We start from the raw sequence: 22,117 nt of genomic DNA on the forward strand, positions 1-22,117 counted from the left end.
GGTCCCGCTTTCGCGCCGGACCGGATTGGACTACAGCATGAACTGCGAGTGAGAGACATGACAATGAGCGACAACGTCGCGGCGGCCCGTGCAACGCCGCAAAGCCCCAAGGCCGGAACCGGCTGGAGCGCTGAGTTGCGCGCCACCTTCGCTCTGGCCTGGCCTTTGGTCATTGCCCAGGTGGCCCAGAACGCCCTGCAGGCCACCGATGTCCTGATGATGGGTTGGCTGGGGCCGGAAGCGCTTGCCGCAGGCACCTTGGCCAGCAGCTTCCTCATGCCCCTGTTCCTGTTCGGCGTTGGCGCGGTTGGTGCCGTGGCGCCATTGACGGCCCAGGCGCGCGGTCGCCGCGATATCAAGGCCATTCGCCGTGTCGTCCGCCAGGGCTTCTGGGCCGCCATCGCCCTGGCCCTGTTGCTCACCCCGATCCTCTTGCAAATTCGCACCGTCTATGGCTGGCTCGGGCAGGACCCGGTTCTGGCCGCAAGGGCCGAAGAATATATCCAGATCGCGGTATTGATGCTGGTGCCCGCCATGGGTGTCATCGTCCTGCGTTCCTTTCTCTCCACCTTCGATTCCACGCGTATCATTCTCGTCATCACCCTGGGCGGCGTCATCGTCAACGCCATCACCAACTACCTGCTGATGTTCGGCAATTTCGGCCTGCCACGACTGGAACTGCGTGGCGCAGCCATTGCAACGGTCCTGACCAACCTGTTCATGCTCGGCGCCATGCTGACCTATGTGCTGCGCCATCGTCGCTTCAAGCGCTTCAACATTCTCATCCGCTTCTGGAAACCCGATTGGCCTCGCTTCCGCGAAATTTTCCGCATCGGCACGCCGATCGGCCTGACTGTGCTGGCCGAAGTTGGCCTGTTCGCCGCTGCCGCCATTCTGATGGGCCGGCTGGGCACCGATGAATTGGCCGCTCACGCCGTAGCGCTGCAATGCGCCTCGCTGGCCTTTATGGTCCCGCTCGGGCTGGGCATCGCCGCCACCGTGCGCGTTGGCGTCGCCTGTGGCCGCAAGGACCAGGAAGGAATCCGCAAAGCCGGTTGGACCAGCTTCATGCTCGGCACGGGCTTCATGGCGGTCTCTGCCCTCGCCTTTATCCTGTTCGGCCCGGTCATCGTCTCCCTGTTCCTCGACCCCAGCCTGCCGCAGAACCAGAACGCATTGATGTTCGCTGCCACATATCTCGCCATCGCCGGTCTGTTTCAGATCGTCGACGGCGCCCAGGTGGTTGCCGCCCATGCGCTGCGCGGACTGAGCGACACCAAGGTACCCATGGTGATGGCTATTTTCGGCTATTGGCTGGTTGGCCTGCCCGTGGCCTGGCTGTTGGGATATGTGCTCGATATGCGCGGCGTGGGCATCTGGCTCGGCCTTGCCGCCGGCCTCGCCTTCGTCGCCGTGCTGCTGGTTGGCCGTTTCGCGCTCCGCGAGCGCCTGGGCCTGCTTCGCAACATCGACGCCTAGAGAGCCTTGCCCTCGAGACCCAAACGAGGCCAGTCGCCCATGCGGTTGCGGAACCAGGTGCGCTGCCGCTTCGCATATTGGTGCGTGGCGATGGTGGCCAAGGTGATCGCTTCGCCCTGGCTGTGCACCCCGTCGAGCCAGTCGGAAATCTCGCGCACGCCTATGGCCTTCATCACCGGCAGGCTTGGGTCGAGATTCAGCGCCCGCAGCGCCTTCACCTCCTCCACAGCCCCGCTGGCGAACATGGTCTCAAAGCGCCGCGCAATGCGTCCGCGCAGCACATCGCGGTCCGGGGATAGCACAAAGCGCTCGACCAACCAGCCCTCCAGCAGCCCCGGCCGCTGATCGTCCTGAAAACTCGACAATGCCCGCCCCGTGGCACGTTTCACCGCTATGGCCCGCGTCACCCGCTGCGGATCGGCTACCTTTAGGCGCTGGGCCGTCACCGGGTCCTCCATCGCCAGCAACGCCATCCGTTCTGGCTCGTCCAGCGCTTGAATCTCTTGCTGAACTTCAAACGTCAGCGCGGAGGAAATTTCCGGAACGTCGGCGAATCCATTTGTCAGCGCCTCAAAGTAAAGCCCTGTTCCACCGACGAAAATCAGCTCGCGCGCGGGATCGACCTCATTCAGGATTGCCTGCGTCGCCCGCACCCATTGCCCCGTCGAAAACCGCTCGGCAGCCGGCACCACGCCATAGAGTCGGTGTTCGGCCTCGGCCTCATCTGCGACGCTTGGGCGGGCCGTCACAATCCGCAGCGTGTCATATACCTGCATGGCATCGGCATTGATGATGACGCCGCCGCCGGCGCGTGCACGTCCCAGCGCCAGCGCCGACTTGCCGCTGGCAGTCGGACCCGCTATCAGCACAGCGCGCCTTTGGCTCGTCACCGAACTCTCCCGAAAGTTTTGCCCGCCATGCCGGTTCTTTCTCTCATCGCCAATCCCGCTGACCCCGAGTTGAGCGCACCGCTGGCGCAGGCTGTGGTGGCCCAAACCGGCGGAGAACTCAACTGGCTAAACCACGGCGTGGCCTGCGACATTCTCGAGCCCAATGCTCCAGATGCGTTACGGATCGCCCGTGACATCATCGGCACCAAGTCCGTGGATGCCAATTTGGTGCCCACTGATGGCCGCCGCAAGCTTCTCCTCGTCGCCGACATGGATTCCACCATGATCGAGCAGGAATGCATCGACGAGCTAGCCGCCGCCCTCGATCTCAAGCCGCAGGTTGCCGAAATCACCGACCGCGCCATGCGCGGCGAACTCGACTTTGCCCAGGCGCTGGACACCCGCGTTGCGCTGCTCAAGGGGTTGGAGCGCAAGGTGATCGAGGAAGTGCGCCGCGAGGCCATCACCCTTGCTCCCGGTGGCCGCGCCCTGGTCCAGACCATGAAGGCGTATGGCGCCTATACCTCACTGGTCTCGGGCGGCTTCACCTTCTTTGCCGACTACTACGCCAAGCGCATCGGCTTTGATGAAGCCATTGCCAATGTGCTCGAATTCGATGGCGACCGCCTGACGGGAACGGTGGCCAAGCCCATTGTCGACAAGAACACCAAGCGTGAGCGACTGCTGACACTGGCCGGTGAACGCAATCTTGACCTGGCCCGCACTTTGGCGGTGGGAGATGGCGCCAACGACCTCGACATGATCGGGGTGGCCGGTTTTGGCGTGGCCCTGCACGCCAAGCCAGCGGTTGCCGAAGCGGCCGGCATCCGCATCGACCATGGCGACCTCACCGCCCTGCTCTACCTGCAAGGCTATTACGACGACGAATTCGTCCGCTAGCTTGATAACTTCAATAACAAAGGCCCGCGCAGTTTCCTGCGCGGGCCTTTAATCTGTCTGCCATAAGACTTACTGGCTGGATGCCGGCGCCGTCTCTTCGGCCGGAGGCGGGGCCTCGGTGCCCACTGTGGGCTGCAGTTCCGAACCATCGTCCAGCGTCATGGTCGGCGCCACGGTTTCTTCGATGCCCAGGCCATCCAGTGCCGGCTCATCCGAGCTGGTGCTGGGGGTCTGAGGCGCCGATTGCTGCGGCAGCGGCGTTGCAAAGCTTGTGCTGGCCGCCGGGATTTCGCCGTCCGAACCAAAGTAGCGGAAGAAGGCGCTATCAGGCGAGAGGACCATGGTGGTGCCGGTATTCCCCAGCGCGGTCCGATAGGATTCCATCGAGCGATAGAACTCGAAGAATTCCGCGTCCTGCCCGTAGGCCGAGGCGAAGATACGGTTCCGATCGGCATCACCCGTACCACGGATGATTTCGGCATCGCGTGTCGCTGCGGCGACGATTTCCACGGCCTGACGTTCGGCAATGGCGCGCAGGCTCTGTGCCTGCTCCTGACCACGGGCCCGCAGCAGCGCGGCCTCGGCCAGACGTTCAGCACGCATGCGCTCATAGGTCCGCTCTGAGACTTCATCCGCCAGATCAGTACGCAGAATACGCACATCAACGATCTCGATACCCAGTGCAGCCATTTCCGGCCGGATCAGATCGCGCGCTTCAGTCATCATCTGCGGGCGTTGCTCGGAGAGAGCGGCGTTGAACTCACGCAGACCATAGACCTGGCGCAAGGCAGCGTCGAAACGCGTGGCGATACGATCCTGCGCGACAGACAATTGACCCAGCGCCCGCTGACGGAACAGCACCGGATCAACGATCTTGTAGGTCAGGAAAGCGTCCACCTCGTAGAAGGCACCGCCCGAGACCTGCACGGTCATGTCGGCGATATCCTGACGCAGCAGACGATCTTCGATGATCTGTACGCTATCGACGATGTCGGTCGGGATCTTGAAGTACAGACCCGGCTCGGTGCGGACATCAGTGATCTGACCGAAACGCAGCACGATAGCCTGTTCACGCTCGTTGACCACATAGATCGAGGAGAACAGCACATAAAGGGCCGCCACCAGGACGCCGCCAATGATGAAGAGACGATTGCTCATGGCTTACTCCCCCGAACCGGTGTTTGTGTTGGCGCGGGAGCGCAATTCAGGCAACGGCAAGTACGGCACAACGCCTGAACCACCGGCACCATTCTCGACCAGAACCTTCTCCGAGGAGCTTAGCACCTGTTCCATGGTTTCCAGGAACAGACGCTTGCGGGTCACTTCGGGTGCATTGACATATTCGGCATACACCGCGTTGAAGCGCTCGGCCTCACCGGTTGCTTCCTGCACCACACGGTTGGAGTAAGCAGCAGCTTCTTCGCGCAGCGCTGCGGCCTGACCGCGGGCGTCACCCAGAAGGGTGTTTGCGTAGGAGCGGGCTTCTTCCTGCAGACGATCCTCATCCTGCTCGGCGCGCTGCACTTCGTTAAACGCGTCGGCCACTTCGGCTGGCGGAGCGGCGTTCTCGATCGAGATCTGCTGCACCGAAACACCCATGCCATAGGAGTCGAGAATGTCCTGGGTGATCTGCTGCACCTCAATGGCGATCCCGGCGCGGTCGTCGCGGAAAATATCCTGTGCCGGACGGCGGCCGACGATTTCGCGCATCGCGCTTTCCGCAGCGTTGCGCACCATCTCTTCCGGATCGCGGACATTGATCACATAGTCGACTGGATTGCCCACCGACCAAAGCACGGCAAAGCGCACATCAACGATGTTCTGGTCGCCAGAAAGCATCAACCCGTCATCGGCATTGGCGCGCGAACCTGAGCCAGTCGCCGTACCGATGGAAGTCTGGTTCTGAGAGGTGTTGACCTTCTCGACCGTTTCGATGGGCCAGAGGTGGAAATGCAGACCCGCAGTGGACAATTCCTGCTTGGGCGCACCCAGACGGAATTCGACGCCGACTTCGGCTTCTTCAACGGTATAGACCGAGTTGAGCAGCCAGAAAGCGCCCAATACCAGCACAGCACCGACCAATAGCCAGCGACCACCCGGCAATCCGCCGCCAAACTGAGCGCGTCCGCGGTTCAGAATGTCTTCGAGATTGGGAGTATTGTTGCTCGGACGGCGTGGACCGCCCCCGCCTCCCCCTGGCGCCTGGCCCCACGGTCCGCCATTATTGCGGCCGCCTCCGCCACCATTATTCTCCCAAGGCATCGCATTCCTTTCGGTGTCTTCGAGAAATCATTGCTGCCATATATAGGCAAGGCGCCCGCACGATCAATGCGCGCTCCCATGAATGCGTTGGTAAACCCGTATCGTGTAGGTGGCCGCATCGCGCTCGGATCGCGGCATGCCCGGCTCATCGACCACCCGCCATTCGGCCGGGTCAATCGGCGGAAAATGCACATCTCCATCCGGCTCAAGGTCGACATGGCTGATATAGAGCCGGTCGGCGAGCGGCAACGCCTGCGCGTATATGTCGCCGCCGCCAATCACCATGATTTCATCCTGCTCGCTCGCCTCGGCCAGCCGCCGCGCAGCGGCCAAGGCTTCCTGCAGGCTGTGGCGCACCAGCACGCCATCGGGCCGATAATCATGCTGCCGCGTCACCACAATATGCGGACGCCCGGGCAATGGCTTGGCAAAGGTCTCGAACTGCTTGCGGCCCATGACCATGGGCTTGCCCATTGTGGTCTGCTTGAACCAGGCGAAATCCGATGGGATGCGCCAGGGAATGGACTGGTCCGCACCAATCACATTGTTGCGCGCCACCGCGGCGATAAGGGAGATTTTGGACATAGAGGAGGATTAGCGCGTTCGGCGCGAGAAGGTAAGGCCGAAATGCTATAGGCGTCGTGCCCCTATGGGCAAAGCGCCAATCGCTGTCCAGCGCAAAACAAAAAGGCCGGCCCCAGTGGGGTCGGCCTGATGATTGAAGCACATGTCGGTGTTTACGGGGTGCCGATCTGTACCCGCCCGTCGACGGGCTCTGCATTCTGGCTGTCAATATTCGGCATCGCGTCGATATCCTGCTGGGTCATGCCCCGCATGACGAGCCGGCCGTCAATAACGGAAACCGTCTCGAGCGGGATGGAGACCTCTCGCTCACCGAAGCCCAGGAAAGTGCCTTCGGCCAGCACCAGATAGTGCCGATTTCCTAGGAGGATGACGCGGTCTACCGTGCCAAGCTCGATTCCGCGAGCATTGCGCAGGTCCCGGCCCTCAAGGTCCGCGACATTGTATTCCAGTGCACGACCAGCTTCCATCTGCTGATCTTCGCGCAATAGCTGGTTTACCCGATCTCTGTCAGCCTGGGCGTTGGCAGTAGCAGCATTATCGCGTTCGGACGCATCCTCGCCGGAAACCTGCCCCTGTTCGAAGCGGATCTGAGGTTCGCCGGTCTGGTTGAAGCGAATCTCGGGCTCGCCTTCCTGCTGAACCTCAATATTGGGCTCGGCGGCTTCATACTGGATGCTAGGATCCTGACGCTGCACATCGATCTGTGCCTCGCCGGAGCTCTGAACCTCAACCTGCGCATCCTGGCGCTGAAGGTCGACTTCGGCGCCTTCGCCGTCGCCTTGCGTTGCCTGCTCTGCCTGGACCGAGACCTGAGGTTCTGGCTGATTGACGCTGACCTCCGGCGGCTGCTGACGAACCTCGATCTGCGGTTCGGGATTAGTCACCGCCACGTCCGGATCTGGCATGCGAACGATGATTTCGGGCTGCGGCATGTCAATGGTGATCACCGGCTGCGGGACCTGAACGCGCACGTTTGGCGCCGCCTGGCGAACGATGATCTCCGGCTGGCCCTGATTGACCCGGACCTGCGGTTCACGCTGCGTTACCGAGACCAGCGGGGCGCGCTGCTGCACATCGACCTCGGGATCGGGCTGGGTCACAACGATTTGAGCGGCAGCGTCCCTGTCGACCTCCTGCCCATTCGACCCCAACGCCCTGTTGGCCTGGTCGACATAGGTCAGGCAGCGCTCTTCATCGCCAGCCTGAACAGCGCTACGGCTCTGCTCGATCCATTCGGGCCGCAGATTGTCACCCTGGTCGCGCGTCAGGTCAGTCAGCGCCTGGCAGTGCTGGTCCCCTTGTGCGGGATCGGCCGGAGCCTGCGCCATAGCAACCGGCGTAAGCATCGTTGCACCGATGGCGGTGGCCATTATTGTTCTTTTGAAGTTTCTGGTCATCTTCCACGTTCCCTTTCTCTATTCGGAACCGACGTGAGGAGGCTCCGGATTTTGAATGAGCGGAATAATCGGCGCGCTGGACGCCGGCAGCCGGGTGGTCATTTTGCAACCCGGATACGGTTGAGAATCCTGCTCTGTCGTGTCGCAGTCGCGAAGCAACAAGCGCCATTGATGACGCGGGTCTTCATATGCGCGACCGTGCGTTGCGCTGAGGCAAAGCTTGCGTTGCCCTCAGGCTGCTCGTCCAACGGGTGCAGCCAAGATGAGTTCCCGGCAAATCACTGCGAACCGGAATTGTGACATCCGATGGTCGCACTCAATCTGGATGTGATCCGGGTATATGCCCGACGGGCAGATATGGCGAAGGCAGAGTTCTGTCGGATCTGAGACCGGCGACCGCCTAGCTCGTCCCCAGTTTCAATAGCGCCTCGCCATCGATGCGCACCTTGGTCCACTCGTCCTGCATCTCGCCCCCCTGCCTCTTGTAGAATGCAATCGAAGGTTCGTTCCAGTCGAGCACCCACCACTCGAACCGTCCCAGTTCTTCCCTTACGCAGCGCTGCGCCAGATGGACCAGCAGGGCCTTGCCAATCCCCTGCCCGCGCAACGCCGGATCGACATAGAGGTCTTCGAGCCAAATGCCATGCCGACCCTGAAAGGTCGAATAGGTATAGAACCAGAGCGCAAAGCCGACTGGTTTGCCCTCCCACTCCGCTATCGCGCAGAAAACCTTGGGTTCGGCTCCGAACAGATCGCGCGCGATGTCGGCCTCGCTGGCCTGCACCTCGTCTTCGAGCTTCTCGTAGACAGCCAGCGCGCGGATAAAGGCAATGATCTGGCCGGCGTCGGCTGGCACGGCTGGGCGGATAGTAAGCTTGGTCAAGGTCTTGATATCTTCCCCGCTAAGGAGAAATCTCCATTTGTCACGATATCGGCGACATCCGCGGAAGCGGACACTATCCTGCCTGTACAGTGCTGGCGCTATTGCGCCTCGTAGCGCTCCAGGATCAGAATGTTCAGCTCTTCCTGCGGCCAGAAGTTCTGCTTGACCATCTCGAAGGTCGTGGGCCCGATCTTGGTCACGCCTTCACCGCAGAATGACACCAGATTGTCGGTGCTGCCCTTGTCGATGACGAGCCGGAAATTCTCGATACCGCCACCGGCCCAATTGCCGCCGGTCGTCAGGATGTAGGAAATCCAGCTCTCGGTGAACGGGGCGCCCCAGGGCTCGTCCGGATCAGGCAGCGTCTTGCGCACCGCAGCGATGAAGCTTTCGTCCGTGCAATATTTCCGGCGATATTCCGCCGCTGGGTCATATCCGTCGTCATAGGGTTCGGACAGAAACGCCACGCCAGTCGTGCCGCCAACACTGGGTGTATACCGATGCTCGACGATAACTGTTTCGCCCGCCGGAAATGTCGCCTCCCAGGTGTAGGTCGCACGATAGATCCAGTTGGGCCAAGAATGGGTTTCCCACCCCGACCCCGCGTCAAATCCATCCGGCGCGGCCAATCCCAGATGCAGAAAATCGTCGATTGTTTCGGCGTCTAATTCCTTGATCGCATCGATAGCTTCCTGGCTGATCGATACGAGAGGAATATCCAGCTTTTGCAGAAATTTCGTCCTGTCGACGCCGGCGGCGTAAGCATACTCATGCAGCTTTGCCTCAACTGGCTCCCCATCGAACAGGGTCCTAAATTCGAACAAATTGTCCGACGGCCCCATCGGGAAGGCCACTGGAGAGTAGTGGTCCGGGACGATATCGGGCATGGGAAAGGCCACCAGCAATTGATGGTCTTCGTCGCTGTCATTGCGGAACCGATAGACGACACGGATCTCTTCGCGCGAGATAAACAACTCCTCGCTCTCCATGGCGATTTCGCCATGCGAAACGAATTCCAGCCCCCCGGTGGTCAGAACAGCAGCCGTGTCATTGCCGAAAACCGGCCCGGTCATCAGCACCAGCAGAGTTGCAGCACAAGCCCTCATCTTGGCCTCCCTATCCTCGACGCCAGCATCACTAGCATGCCACGTCCGGCCGGAAACGGTTAAACCGCTGGAGAGTGACCAAGATATTTGAACCACTTCCGCTCGAGCGCTGCATCGAGGTCGATGTCACTGTTGCGCGCAAACAGCAGCAGCATGGCGAGCACATCTGCGGCCTCATCCTCCAAGGCCTCCCGCACAGCGACGGCATCCGCCCCCTTCATCCGCCCGCGACCGGTCCCGCGCAGATATTCGGCGACCAGTTCACCCAGTTCTTCCTGCATTTTGAGCAGATACCAGTCGTCGTCGCGGGAAATGTCATTGCGCGAGGCGTAGATATCGGACACTTCCGACACCAGCGCGCTAAGCTCGGCCAGCGACCGACTCATACCGCAATTGGTGCCGCAATGCGTGGATGCGGATCGTAGCCTTCAAAGGCAAAATCCTCGAAGACGAAATCTTCCAGCCGTTTGCGTTCGGCGTTCATCACCAGCTTAGGCAAGGGTCGCGGTTCACGCGAGAGCTGCAAACGCGCCTGATCGAAATGATTGCTGTAAAGATGCGCGTCCCCCAGCGTATGCACGAAGTCCCCGACCTCGAGGTCGCACACCTGCGCTACCATATGGGTCAAGAGTGCATAGGACGCGATGTTGAACGGAACGCCCAGAAAGCTGTCGGCCGATCGCTGATAGAGCTGGCAGCTCAATTTGCCGTTGGCAACATAGAACTGGAAGAGCGCGTGACATGGCGGCAACGCCATATTGTCGACCTCCGCAGGGTTCCAGGCGGACACGATATGCCGGCGGCTATCGGGCTTGCTGCGGATTTGATCCACGACAGCTTGCAACTGGTCGATCTTGCGCCCATCCGGCGCTGGCCAGCTCCGCCATTGTGACCCATAGACGGGGCCCAGATCACCATTCTCGTCGGCCCACTCGTCCCAAATGGAAACGCCGCGTTCCTGCAACCAGCGCACATTGGTTTCGCCACGGATGAACCAGAGCAACTCATAGATGATGGATTTGAGATGCAGCTTCTTGGTCGTGACCAGCGGAAAGCCCTTCGACAGGTCAAACCGCATCTGGTAGCCAAACAGGCTCCGTGTACCGGTGCCGGTCCGGTCCGATTTGTCGGTGCCGTTTTCGAGAATGTCGGAAAGAAGCTGAAGATAGGGCTGCATGATGCATATCTAGCGCGATTCGGGTGCGTTTCACCGCTACTCGAGCCATCACTGCTATTGCCTATCCACAACCCAGCAAGCGACGTCTAAATCAGCCCAGCGCGCTGCGCAGCACCGTCTCATCGAGCTCCCACTGATGGGACTTATCGATATGCGCCAGGGACCAGGCAAATATAGTCTGCATCTCCCGCAGATCGCGCTTGGCAACGGCCTCTTCGAGCAATTCGTTCATGCGCATCTTGGCCGGCAGGTGTCCCGGCGGTCCAAGCCGCTCGAACTCGACGCCAAATCCTTCTGCCACCCAGCCGCCGACCATGCCGGCAAATTCTTCGGACACAAGGAAGGCGCTCAATTCCAAAACGAGCAGCGTGACCGTGTCATTGTCGAAGCTCTCGGAACGGATCACCACTCCGCTCTGATTGGGGTGCCATTCCGGCCCCAGTTCTTCGAGAAAGAACCAGCCGCAGAAGAAGCCCCTGCATACGCTGGGCCGCTGCGCATAGACGGTGCACCCTTGCCCCTCGGCACAATGCAGGCACATCGTATTGGCTGGCTTCTGCAATGTTTCGCTGTGGATTGGCGGGAAGGAACAGCAGGCCGTGCAGCCGTTGCAATCCCTGCCGCTCAACGGCTCCATCGACATGGTGATGTTCTCCTCGCGCTCAGCAGAGCGCATGGCGGTTTGCATGTCAAAGGCGGTCAGCACCAGCTGCGACGATAGCCTTCCCATTCGTGCGCCAGTCCCTCGGCGACCAATTGGGCGCCGAGGGAATGTCCATCACGCATCGCCACGCGCAGCTTACGGCCATATCGGTCCTCGTCCCTGCCGTCCCGCACAAGTGCGAAGGGCGCGGCACTCAGCAATTCCCTCAGGCGCTCAGTCGCCCGCCGGCCAAGCGCGGCCTCATGCGAACACTGCGGCGAACTCACTTCAGGGGTATTGATGTCGGCAATGCGGATTTTGGTACCTTCGAGCCAGAACGTGTCGCCATCCACCACACAGGTGACGCGCACAGAACCCGAACAAATCCCGAATTGCCCAGAATAGAGCTGACTTACTGCCAGTGCCGCACCCTGGCGCGCGCCGAGCAACCAGTCACTAAGGCCGAAACCATCCAGCATGGTGGTAACGCCCCCGCCCACACCGACGGCAATAAGGGCCAGCGGCAGGAGCGGCAAAGTATCCAGCAACCTGTTGCGCCGCCTGCGTCCGCCGTTGCGGGTCAGTCCCTGTCTCGTCGTGTTCATGCGTTTCCCTCTGGCGGGCGGCCAGCATGATCACGAGTTGTTAAACAGAGCTGAATCGGTTCATCCGGATTTGCATCCGTCTGGGCCCTCACCTATATAGGGAGGGCCCGCAAGGGCTATGGCAATAAACTGTCATTGTAATAAACCCATCGGACCCGGGGGCAGTACCCGGCGTCTCCACCATCTCCCCTCCTAGCGGGGAGGAGCCAATGGGGACGAAACAGGATCGACGAGGGCGTAAAGAGTGTGCTTTTGCTCGGTGAGGTACCACCGTTATCGGTCCGAAACTTATAGTTGCTAATGACAACAATAAGGCTCCGGTCGCTCTCGCCGCGTAAGCGGTGCTAGCACTGGGAATTTAAGTCCTCCGCCCCTAGCCGGGCGTCAGGCGGGGTTCGCAGGCACCTGGCAACAGAAGCCTGCACTCATTTCCATTTGCTTGCAGTTCCTGCCGCCTTTGTTCTTGAATTTCATGGGAACGTAGGGCTGATATGGGCCGTTCGGGATTCGATCCGAACTCAAGAGGAGATTAGGGCACTATGGCCGAAGACCACATGCGATACGACATTCTCGCCCAGGAAGCCCTGCGCGGCGTCGTGCGCAAGGTATTGGCCGAGGTGTCGCGGACCGGCCTGCCCGGCGAGCATCATTTCTTCATTTCCTTTGCCACGCGCGCGCCGGGCACCCGCATTAGCGAGGAATTGCTCAAGCAGTACGACAAGGAAATGACCATCGTGCTGCAGAACCAGTATTGGGACCTCAAGGTCACAGAAAGCGCTTTCGAGGTCGGCTTGAGCTTCAACGGCCAGCCCGAAATGCTGCATATTCCTTTCGCCGCAATCAAAAGCTTTTTTGACCCCTCCGTGCAGTTCGCCCTGCAATTCGATCCTGCCACCGTCCCCGATGAACGTGAGGCGGACGAAGCCAATGCCGACGCTGCAACCGAGGCGGCATCTGGCGAGGCTGCATCCGAGGAAGGCAGCGGCGAAAAAGTGGTCAGCCTCGACGCCTTCCGCAAAAAACCCTGACAACGGGTAGAGGCATGGAAAAGCGATCCTTCTCCATCGCCGGCCACCGCACTTCCATCGCGCTCGAGCCGGAATTCTGGCACGGCCTTGAGGACATGGCGTCAACCCGCCAGCTGAGCCTTGCCGGCCTGGTGCGCGATATCGACGAGAACCGCCGGACCACAAACCTGTCGTCCGCAGTGCGGTTGGCCGTTCTGGCCTGGTACCGGGACCGCCCCCCTACTGATCTGGAGAACGCGGAATCGGCTGATTAACGCCATTACCAATGGGCTGGTTCACCCCGGGCTGAAAGCCGAGATTGAGCGGTCCCGTAATCGGTTCTTCTCCGGCCTCCTCAGACAGTTGCTCCTGCAGCAACTGCTCTTCCTCGAGCCGCTGCGCTTCTTCCTCCGCAGCCTGCCGCGCGGCTTCCTCGGCTGCGCGCCGACGCTGTTCCTCGATCAGCCTGTTGCGTTCCTGGGCCGCTGCGCGCTGCCGCGCCTCGTCCTCGAGACGCAAGGTTTCGAGCCGCTCGACTTCCAGCTCATTGGCCCGGACCTGGATTGCCGCCACCATCTCGCTGAGATCGACGCGGATTACCGGCGCCAACAGCGTCCCGCTCACCCGCGCAATAATCCTTGCCGTGTCAACCTCCACCAGTCCCTCCGGATCGCTGTAGTCGCGCGGTGTCAGCACATAATTACCGTCCAGCCCAAGCGTATCGAGCGCGAGATTAAGACTGCCCGCCAACCGCCCGCCAACCCCTTCGATGATCAGATTGGCCACGCGCACCGTGCCCCCGGCAATGGTAAATGCGCCCCGCGCTTCCTCGGCCCTGAAATCCCCTTGTGAGAGGGCAATACCGATCAGGGTCTCAAGAGTATCGGCCTCCATATCCAGCACGTTCTCCAGGCCCGCAAGGGCCGGGAAGACCGATGGCGCCAGGCCCTGCGCGACGAAATCGGCAAACGCGAAATTGCCTTCTCCGGTCATGCTGCGTACCGTCTCGCCCAGGCTCTCGCCCGTGCCTTCAAACTGCAGTCCGGCAAACAGCTCGCCTGAAAGGCCCCAGTCGACAGCTACAGGCATCAGGCTATCCAGCACCGCGCCATCCAATGTGACTTGGCCGGACACCGTTCGTGCAGATAGCGAACCGGCGCAGCATTGCTCGATGGACAGGCGCAGCGTGCCATCGCCGATTGCGCCCACGAGCCGGCTGATCGACACCGCCTCCGGGCTCCACACAAAAGTGAAATTGGTTTCACCCAACAGGTCCAGCCCGTTGTGGGTCATGGCTCCGATGGATACCGCGATTTCCCCACGCGTCGGGCGCGGCGCAATATTGGCCGCCAAAGGCCCCTCGGGCCACATCGCCGACGCATCTCCGATCAACGCATCGCGTCCGAACAGGGCAGCAGCCAGTCCGGCAAGCTCCAGGCTATCGGTATTGAGCTGCCCGCTAAAGCTCAGCAACTGACCCAGTCGCTGCATTTCCAGATAGCCGTCAAATCCGGCATCCCCGCTCGCTCCGGCAATATTGTCCAGGGTCAGCCGCCGCACGCCTTCAAACGACATCGCCGCGCTGGCCTCCACTTCGGGCAGGCTGGCGCCCCGCGCACCGACAAGGCTGGCCAATCCGCTTGCGTCATCGAGCAATACATCAAGCGTGCCATCACCGCTGATCTCGCCGCTCTGCGCCACGCGCAGACCCCCGAAGTAGCTCAAGGTCTCACCGCCCTGATTCAGCGACACGCGCCCATCAAAGCCGTCCGGACCACTGCCCTCAATAAACAGGCTCCCGACCAGCGCTCCGTCTCCCGAAAACAGCGGGATGTCGGCCAGACCGAGACGGCCAAGTGTCGCCTCGCCATCCTCGCTCTCCAGCGAGGCCGCCAGCCGCAGTTCTCCCGTGGACAGACCCGACAGGCCGCCGCTCATTTCAGCGCGCAGATCGATAGCCGCCGCCGCCAGATCGCCGCTCAGCGTCAACACCTGACCCGCGCCTTCTTCGCCTTGCTCCGCATCGGCAAGCAGAAACTGCAGATCCGCCGGCCAGGTACCTGCAAGACCCTCCTGCCAACCAAACGGAACACCGGCCATTTCATAAAGCGCCAGCAGCCCCGGCGCATCGCTGTCGGTCACTCCCAATTGCCCCGATCCCGTGACATGGGGATCGCTCAAACTCCCCGACAGGCGCAGCGCCGCGCTCAGCATAAGGCCGCCCCAGTCCGAGCTCGAAAGCCGCGAGAAACGCACCGCCTCAGGCGACCATTGCGCTTCGGCTACAAGGTCGGAGGCAATCAGGCCCATGACATCGGCCTTTTCGGCCGTGATGGAAAAGCTGCCATCTGGGAAACTGATCGAGAAATTGGCGTCACCGACCACTTCGGGGAACAGCGCAAGCAAGGCCGCAGTCTCGCGTTCATTCAAGCTGGCCAGTTCCAATACCGTATCAAGCCGCGGCTCATCGCCAAAACCCAACCGCAATTCTAGGTCGTGGCTCTTGCCGTCGACAACCAACCGGCCGTGGCTGAGCCCGAACGCATCGCCCGCCAGCATTAGCTGCCCCTCAAGGCTCCCCGGTGTGTTGAACAGCGGGCTGTCCTCGCTCGGCCGCTTCCACAATTGCGACAGCGCCTCCAGCCGGGCAGCCACAATGCTTACATCGCCCTGCAGGCCCACCACGCCATTGTCATTGGATGCAACGCCGGAAAAACGCAGTTCCGTTTCGCCCGGCAATCGGCCAACCGCCTGTTCAATGGTCCAATCGGTGCCATCGCTGGTGGCATCGATGCGCAACTCGCGCACGGAAAAACCGCGCAGACCAATTTCCGCCAGATCTACACCCAGTCGACCAGGCATGGGCGGAATAGGCGGCGCAGGCAATTCGGATAACATGCGCACAAATTCATAGGGCAGTTCGCTGGCCACCTCGGTGGCATCGCGCGGCGGCAGGGAAAACACCCCGCCTGAGACCACGGCGTCGAAACTGCGCCGCAGCCCCAATTGCACGCTGGCCGCTCCGGTCAGCCGCATGCCCGTCCGGTTTTCATCGAGTTGCAGCGTATAGCCCGAGAGCACCACGCGGTCTGTCGACACTGTAACCGCGCTTTCCAGCACCAGATCGCCGCGAATATCGTCGGCCCGCTCAGCTTCGGGCGGTGCCTGCCGATAGGCAAGGCTTCCCTCGAATCGAGGCGCGGCGCTCGCCGACAGTATCCCCTCCAATGTTACGGAGAATGCACCCCCTGCCTCGCGAACAAAGCTCGATACGCGCGCATTGCCCTGGGCATCTGCAGCACCGGAATTGAAACGGACCTCATAGCGCGCGTCGTCATAATCGGCCCGCCCCTGAAACTGGAATGGCCCGACAAAACTCGAGAGCCGCAAGTCGCCATCGATGCGCTGCGCGACAAAGGTCTCGGCCGAGCGCAGATCTTCCAGCCGGATGCTCCCATTGGAGATGCGCGCATGCTCGAGCGCAACACCACTGCCCGCCCCGCTCAGATCCACGCCGCTGCCAAACAGCCCGTTCTCATCCACGGTCAGGTGCACGACCGGACTTTCGAGAGTAAGCGCGGTGACGTTGTAGATGTCGCGCAGAAAATCCATCAGCACGAACTCGGCCTCGACGGCACCAACCGTTGCGGCCGGGGCTTCGGCGTCGCCAACGATCACATCGGAAAAGGCCAGGCGCGGGCTGGGTAGCAGCGAAAACGAAATATCGCCACGAATCGAAACCTCGGCGCCCAGAACATTGGTCGCCAGCACTTCCATGCGGTCGCGATAATCGCCCCATTGGATGAAGCGCGGCGCAAGGAAAGCGCCGGCCAGCACCACAATGGCAAAGAGGCCGACCACGATATAGATGCGATTAAGCACTGTGCCTGTTCTGCCCCGGCTGAAACTGGCGTGAGTGTAGGCACTTGCCGCGCACAAGCAAGTCGCCTGAACCCTTTTTAAGCAAACGAAAACGGCCGGGCACTTGCCCGGCCGCCGTTAACGTCTGGCAGAATGCTTAGAGAGAGCCGATGGACCAGAACATCGTCTCACCGGAGCTGTCGTCCACGCCGTCATTGTCGGTGACCACAAAGCCTTCGCCATTGGCATCAATGGCAAAGCCTTCGACCTTATCCAGCACATAGCCACCGGTTGAGGTGAGGTCGGGAATAAAGTCACGGACCAGCGTCTTGGTGACGGTCGGCAATTCGCCGCCCAGTTCGCCCGGCACCAGTTCGGCAACCGGCACGCTGTAGAGCGATTTGAGCTTGGCCTTGGAGCCGATCTGGTTGTCCCGTTCCACAATGTAGACCAGGTCGCCATGCGCGGTGATTTCCGAAAGGCCGACCCAGGCCCCTTCGGCAGGTGCTTCGAGCGGATAGTTCACCGCACCCCAGTCGCCGCTGGCGATATTGTAGGAGACGAGCTTGACCGTGCCTTTGGCGTCGTTTTGCCACTCGCGCTGAATGGCGATCCAGAGCGTTGCGTCGTCGCCTTCACCAATCATGGTGACGCCTTCCGAACCAAAGCGGATTTCTTCGCCCAGCAATTCAGCCGGGAACGGCACTTCCTCTGCGATCTCCCCCGACGCATCGACGCGATACAGAGCATGCGGGATCAGACGGTCGGTGCGGCCTTCCGAAGCCAGCCAGAAGCCACCTTCGCCGTCGAGGGTGATACCCTCCAGGTCAAGCTTCTGAGCCGGATGGCCATTACGGGTCACCACGGTCTTGGCGGTGATACGGGCCGGCTGGGCAGTCGCATCGATCGTATAGATCGAAGGCTGTGCCCCCAGGAAGCTGTCCGAAACACCATAGAGCATGCCCGCCCTTTCGGCATCGGCGACGAGGCCTGACAAGGCAACCCAGCCCAGTGGACGGCCAGCCGCATCGAGGTCCGACATGATGTGCGGGTAGACCGGTGCATCTGCTTCGGCCAGTTCATACACCATCACATGCGAGCGAGCGGCGCCATCGGCTCCCAGATCGGTTTCATTGGCCGTAATCAGCAGGTTACGAGCCGGAATGGCAACGGCACCTTCCGGACCAACACCCGATGGAATGGCCTGAACGAACTCGGGCTCTGCGCCGGTATCTTTGTAGATGGCAACCAGCGAGGCACGCTCAAGACCAATCATCAGATAGGTGTCGTCGCCGAACTTGGCCACGTCCACGCCTTCCGGCTCGACGCCCTTGGCGTCCGAACGCCCATCGGGATAATGGCCGTACTGCGCAGCCAGATGATCGAGCGATGCGCCGCTGTCGAACAGCACCTCACCGGCCTTGTTGAAGATCGAGAAGCTGCGCGAACCGCCATTATAGTCGCCTTCATTGGCCACCACAAAGCGCTCGTCGTCGATCCACTTCACCGCATCAGGCTCGCGCGGGCGTTCAGCCTGTGCGCCGGTGAAGTCGAGCGAACCATTATCCTCGGTGTCGATGTTCTCGAGATTGACCGAACCCGCGGAAAAATGCGCGGTCACTTCACCCGAATTGCCGTCAACGATCACGAAGTGATTGTTTTCCTGCAGCGACACCACAACCTCGTTGAGGCTGTTGATCGACACATATTCGGGTTCCGGATCGTCACCGGCCACTTCGGCCAGCCCGGTCAGGTCAACAATCTTGAGGCTATCGCAATCGACTGTGCCATCCGTCACATTGACCAGCGCCAGCGCCCCAGCCGGCAACTGTGGAAGCTCGCCGTCATTGAGATCTTCGTCACGCTCATTCTCGATGGCGACGACGATCAGCGAACCATCGGCATTGCGCGCCACCGAATCCGGCTGGCCGCCCAACTCGCACGAGGCCTCTACACTTTGGCTGGCCATATCGATGGTCGCCAGATTGCCCGAAGGCTCGGTGTAGCTCTCCGACGTGTTGACGCCGACGAAGATCTTCCCGCCATCGACAACCACGGTCGTCGGTTCGCCATCCAGCGCCAGAAAGCCGGCGGCCTTGGGCATTTTGGCATCAGCGATATCGATAAAGCCGATGCCACCTGCGGGGCTGTCGGAATAGATCAGCGTCATGCCGTCATCCGAAACGGTGATGATTTCCGAAGAGGTTTCTTCGGCCTCGGGCGCGTTCAGCGCGACCGGAAAGCTGGCAATGCGATTGAAATATTGGGCGGCCTGCACGCCGGCCGTGGAAAGGAGCAGAGCTGCGCTTAAGGCAGCGAGGCGCTTTTGAGCAATCATGGTTTGGGTCCCCCGGAATGATGCGGGCCCGGCTTAGGGACGCAGGGAAACAGATCAATGACGCTGGCATGACGTTCCTGTGACGCCCCGGACTTCTATACAGGACCGGCCGCCATCCCTATATTGGCCAGTAGAACAAAATGAGATTCGTCAAGGCTCGGCCGCGCACCTGCCCTGGATCGCGCGGACCTTGGAACAGAGTACGCATGGCCGACACCGCACCCCTGCCCCGCCCCCAGGGCGGCCCGATCACCAGCCAGCTCAAGAGCCGGCAGCCTAAGTTTCGCGCCGCTGTCGATTACATGGCGGGACTTAATCCAGAACAGCGCGAAGCTGTCCTACTCACTGATGGGCCCCTGCTCGTTCTGGCTGGTGCGGGCACCGGCAAAACACGCGTACTCATTACTCGGATAGCGCATATCCTTCTCCAAGGCAGGGCATGGCCCTCTGAAATTCTCGCTGTGACGTTCACGAATAAAGCTGCGCGCGAGATGAAGGAACGAGTCAATACCTTCGTTACGCCGTTGCCGGAGCTTCAGTGGATGGGGACATTTCATTCCATTTCCGCAAAGATTCTTAGGCGTCATGCCGAGCTAGTCGACCTTAATCCGAATTTCACAATCCTTGACACCGACGACCAGATCCGCCTGATCAAGCAATTGCTCGCGGCTGAAAACATCGACGAGAAGCGCTGGCCCGCCCGCCAGTTCGCCGGCATGCTCGACGCATGGAAAAACCGCGGTCTCCTGCCCAAGGATGTGCCACCGGCCGATAGCGGATTTTTCGCCAACGGCAAGGGCGGCAAGCTCTATTACGACTATCAGGCGCGCCTGAAGACTGTCAATGCCGCCGACTTCGGCGACCTGCTGCTCGAATGCATCCGCCTGTTCCGCGAGAACCCCGAAGTCCTCGCCGAATATCATCGCCGCTTCAAATATATGCTGGTCGACGAATATCAGGACAGCAACACCGCCCAATATCTCTGGCTGCGCCTGCTCGCCCAGGGCAAGCCGGCACCCGAAGCCAATATCTGCGTGGTGGGCGACGACGACCAGTCCATCTATGGCTGGCGCGGTGCCGAGGTGGACAACATCCTGCGCTTCGAGACCGATTTCCCCGGCGCCAAGGTCATCAAGCTTGAGCGCAATTACCGCTCCACCGCCAATATCCTCAAAGCCGCCTCGACCCTGATCGCCTACAACGAAGGCCGTCTGGGCAAGACGCTGTTCACCGACATTGCCGAGGGTGGCGAGGCGATCTCCTTCACCCAGGTTTACGACAGCGAAGAAGAAGCCCGCACCATCGGCGAGGAAATCGAGCAATATCAGCGCCAGGGCGATGCGCTGAACTCCATGGCCATCCTGGTCCGCGCCTCCTACCAGATGCGCGAGTTCGAAGAGCGCTTCATCACCCTGGGCCTCAACTATCGCGTCGTCGGCGGCCCGCGCTTTTATGAGCGCAAGGAAATCCGCGACGCCCTGGCCTATCTCCGGCTCGTGGCGCAGCCTTCAGACGATCTGGCCTTCGAACGCATCATCAACGTGCCCAAGCGCGGGCTCGGCGACGCCACCGTGAAGATGCTGATGGAAACCGCCCGCCACCAGCGCATACCGCTGCTGCAAGCGGTCCGCCTGATGGTCCAAACCGAAGATCTCAAGCCCAAGCAGCGCAGCACCCTTCGCGCCCTCGTCGCCCAGTTCGATGACTGGGCCTATCGGGCCGACAGTCTGCCGCCCTATCAACTCGTTGAGCACATCCTCGAAGAGAGCGGCTATATGGACATGCTGACCGCCGACAAGTCGGTCGAGAGCCAGGGCCGCAAGGAAAACCTCAAGGAGCTCAGCCGCTCCATGGAGGACTTCGAGTCCCTCGGCGGTTTCCTGGAACACATCTCCCTCGTCATGGACCGCGACAGCGCCGATTCCGGCGATGCCGTCACCATCATGACCCTGCACTCGGCCAAAGGGCTGGAATTCGACACGGTGTTCTTGCCCGGCTGGGAAGACGGCACCTTCCCCAGCCAGCGCTCCATGGACGAGTCAGGCCGCGCCGGTCTCGAAGAAGAGCGCCGCCTCGGCTATGTCGGCATCACCCGCGGCCGCAAACGCGTGCGCATCTCCGCCGCGCAGAATCGGCGCATCCACGGGCTCTGGCAATCCGCCATCCCCTCCCGCTTCATCGACGAATTGCCGCCCGATGTGGTGGAAGTCACCGATCGCGGCTCGGCCTATGGCGGCTATGGTTATGGCGGCGGCGCATCGAGCCGCTTCAACAAGGCCGACCCGTTCGAAAGCGTCTATGAAACCCCCGGCTGGCAGCGCGCCCGCGCCAACCAGGCCAACCGCAGGGGTTCAGGTCCCCTCACCATCGAAGGCGACCTCGTCGCCCGCTCGGTGGACCTCGGCAACCAGTCCAGCGGCTACGCCCTCGGCGAACGCGTCTTTCACCTCAAATTCGGCTATGGCGAAGTCATCCAGATCGAGGGCAACAAGCTCACCATCGACTTCGAAAAAGCCGGCACCAAGAAGGTGCTGGAGAGTTTTATCAAGAAGGGATAACGGGCCCGGGATTGAAACCTCATCCGCTGCCGGAGGGATGCATCAAAGGCGCTCTTTGCCCGAAAATGCCCCTGTCGAGGCGAGATCCCTGCGACCGGTACAAGTCGCCGATCTGCTCTGAAACGCCTAAATCCCGATCCCGCCCAGCGGCTCAGTTTCAAATCGCTGATCGAAGCCAGCGATCATTGACCGGGCCCTGGCGATGGTCGCCTGAACATGCGGCAGGTGCAGCGAGGCTTGATGCTGTTCGCGGCTGTCCCACACCTCATTGATCCAGATGCCATTATCGCTGCCCGGATCGCGTGCGATCACGTAGGAGCGGCACCCCGGCATGGGTGCGCTCCCCTCCAGCAAAACCGCTAGCAGTTCCTCGCGCCGGCCGTCCACGACCAGCATGCGTCCGATCAATCCATACATATCGCGTCC

Annotated in this window: 19 protein-coding genes and 1 other RNA gene; 6 read left to right on the forward strand and 14 right to left on the reverse strand. The window is 61.1% G+C overall.

Annotated features, from left to right (window positions below):
• The first annotated feature begins 63 nt into the window (after nt 1-63).
• Nucleotides 64-1,479: an MATE family efflux transporter gene (locus GGR20_RS05950; protein ID WP_183310327.1), complete on the forward strand. Its 1,416-nt coding sequence runs from the start codon at nt 64-66 to the stop codon at nt 1,477-1,479.
• Here GGR20_RS05950 and miaA read toward each other — a convergent pair.
• Nucleotides 1,476-2,369: a tRNA (adenosine(37)-N6)-dimethylallyltransferase MiaA gene (gene miaA, locus GGR20_RS05955; protein WP_183310328.1), complete on the reverse strand. Its 894-nt coding sequence runs from the start codon at nt 2,367-2,369 to the stop codon at nt 1,476-1,478. The genes GGR20_RS05950 and miaA overlap by 4 nt on opposite strands.
• 27 nt (nt 2,370-2,396) lie before the next feature.
• On the opposite strand from miaA, the gene serB reads away from it, so the two are divergent.
• Nucleotides 2,397-3,269 (forward strand): phosphoserine phosphatase SerB, encoded by an 873-nt coding sequence (serB, locus tag GGR20_RS05960; protein WP_183310329.1) that lies wholly within the window; start codon nt 2,397-2,399, stop codon nt 3,267-3,269.
• A gap of 69 nt (nt 3,270-3,338) precedes the next feature.
• On the opposite strand, the gene hflC is transcribed toward serB, so the two are convergent.
• From hflC to GGR20_RS06010, 10 genes are all read right to left on the reverse strand, one after another.
• Nucleotides 3,339-4,427, reverse strand: a complete 1,089-nt coding sequence (gene hflC / locus GGR20_RS05965; protein WP_183310330.1) for a protease modulator HflC — start codon at nt 4,425-4,427, stop codon at nt 3,339-3,341.
• A 3-nt stretch (nt 4,428-4,430) separates the two neighbouring features.
• Nucleotides 4,431-5,531 carry an FtsH protease activity modulator HflK gene (hflK, locus tag GGR20_RS05970; RefSeq protein WP_183310331.1) on the reverse strand — a complete coding sequence of 367 codons (1,101 nt, stop codon included), beginning with the start codon at nt 5,529-5,531 and terminating at the stop codon, nt 4,431-4,433.
• Between the two features lie 63 nt (nt 5,532-5,594).
• Complete coding sequence (locus GGR20_RS05975; protein ID WP_183310332.1) at nt 5,595-6,116, reverse strand: dihydrofolate reductase; 522 nt, start codon at nt 6,114-6,116, stop codon at nt 5,595-5,597.
• Between the two features lie 152 nt (nt 6,117-6,268).
• Nucleotides 6,269-7,486, reverse strand: coding sequence for a PRC-barrel domain-containing protein (locus GGR20_RS05980; protein ID WP_183310333.1), 1,218 nt, complete (start codon nt 7,484-7,486; stop codon nt 6,269-6,271).
• 427 nt (nt 7,487-7,913) lie between these two features.
• A complete protein-coding gene (locus GGR20_RS05985) occupies nt 7,914-8,396 on the reverse strand; it encodes a GNAT family N-acetyltransferase (protein WP_210283099.1) in 483 nt (160 codons plus the stop codon).
• Nucleotides 8,397-8,494: 98 nt separating this feature from the next.
• Nucleotides 8,495-9,502 carry a DUF4424 domain-containing protein gene (locus GGR20_RS05990; RefSeq protein ID WP_183310334.1) on the reverse strand — a complete coding sequence of 336 codons (1,008 nt, stop codon included), beginning with the start codon at nt 9,500-9,502 and terminating at the stop codon, nt 8,495-8,497.
• Between the two features lie 59 nt (nt 9,503-9,561).
• Nucleotides 9,562-9,888, reverse strand: a complete 327-nt coding sequence (locus GGR20_RS05995; RefSeq protein ID WP_183310335.1) for a nucleoside triphosphate pyrophosphohydrolase family protein — start codon at nt 9,886-9,888, stop codon at nt 9,562-9,564.
• A complete protein-coding gene (locus GGR20_RS06000) occupies nt 9,885-10,679 on the reverse strand; it encodes a thymidylate synthase (protein WP_183310336.1) in 795 nt (264 codons plus the stop codon). The genes GGR20_RS05995 and GGR20_RS06000 overlap by 4 nt, the downstream gene beginning before the upstream one ends.
• Before the next feature lie 91 nt (nt 10,680-10,770).
• On the reverse strand, nt 10,771-11,409 hold the full coding sequence (locus GGR20_RS06005; protein ID WP_183310337.1) for a YkgJ family cysteine cluster protein: 639 nt from the start codon (nt 11,407-11,409) through the stop codon (nt 10,771-10,773).
• Nucleotides 11,379-11,927 (reverse strand): thermonuclease family protein, encoded by a 549-nt coding sequence (locus GGR20_RS06010; RefSeq protein ID WP_246349456.1) that lies wholly within the window; start codon nt 11,925-11,927, stop codon nt 11,379-11,381. Before GGR20_RS06010 ends, GGR20_RS06005 begins: the two co-directional genes overlap by 31 nt.
• Nucleotides 11,928-11,993: 66 nt before the next feature.
• On the opposite strand from GGR20_RS06010, the gene ssrA reads away from it, so the two are divergent.
• The 3 genes from ssrA to GGR20_RS06025 all read left to right on the forward strand — a co-directional run bounded on the left by ssrA (nt 11,994) and on the right by GGR20_RS06025 (nt 13,209).
• Nucleotides 11,994-12,353, forward strand: a transfer-messenger RNA (tmRNA) gene (gene ssrA, locus GGR20_RS06015).
• Nucleotides 12,354-12,466: 113 nt separating this feature from the next.
• The gene (locus GGR20_RS06020; protein ID WP_183310338.1) at nt 12,467-12,955 is read left to right on the forward strand and encodes an SspB family protein; all 489 of its coding nucleotides are present in this window, start codon (nt 12,467-12,469) and stop codon (nt 12,953-12,955) included.
• A gap of 14 nt (nt 12,956-12,969) precedes the next feature.
• The gene (locus GGR20_RS06025) at nt 12,970-13,209 is read left to right on the forward strand and encodes a ribbon-helix-helix domain-containing protein (RefSeq protein WP_183310339.1); all 240 of its coding nucleotides are present in this window, start codon (nt 12,970-12,972) and stop codon (nt 13,207-13,209) included.
• Here GGR20_RS06025 and GGR20_RS06030 read toward each other — a convergent pair.
• Together GGR20_RS06030 and GGR20_RS06035 are read right to left on the reverse strand one after the other, a co-directional pair.
• Complete coding sequence (locus tag GGR20_RS06030) at nt 13,175-16,816, reverse strand: AsmA family protein (RefSeq protein ID WP_183310340.1); 3,642 nt, start codon at nt 16,814-16,816, stop codon at nt 13,175-13,177. The genes GGR20_RS06025 and GGR20_RS06030 overlap by 35 nt on opposite strands.
• Nucleotides 16,817-16,952: 136 nt before the next feature.
• Nucleotides 16,953-19,133 carry an esterase-like activity of phytase family protein gene (locus GGR20_RS06035; protein WP_183310341.1) on the reverse strand — a complete coding sequence of 727 codons (2,181 nt, stop codon included), beginning with the start codon at nt 19,131-19,133 and terminating at the stop codon, nt 16,953-16,955.
• Between the two features lie 206 nt (nt 19,134-19,339).
• On the opposite strand from GGR20_RS06035, the gene GGR20_RS06040 reads away from it, so the two are divergent.
• Nucleotides 19,340-21,691 (forward strand): ATP-dependent helicase, encoded by a 2,352-nt coding sequence (locus GGR20_RS06040; RefSeq protein WP_183310342.1) that lies wholly within the window; start codon nt 19,340-19,342, stop codon nt 21,689-21,691.
• A gap of 126 nt (nt 21,692-21,817) precedes the next feature.
• Here GGR20_RS06040 and GGR20_RS06045 read toward each other — a convergent pair whose 3' ends face one another.
• Nucleotides 21,818-22,108: a putative quinol monooxygenase gene (locus GGR20_RS06045; RefSeq protein ID WP_183310343.1), complete on the reverse strand. Its 291-nt coding sequence runs from the start codon at nt 22,106-22,108 to the stop codon at nt 21,818-21,820.
• Nucleotides 22,109-22,117 lie beyond the last annotated feature (9 nt).

Origin of the sequence: Devosia subaequoris (assembly GCF_014197055.1) — a bacterium.
GTDB lineage: Bacteria > Pseudomonadota > Alphaproteobacteria > Rhizobiales > Devosiaceae > Devosia > Devosia subaequoris.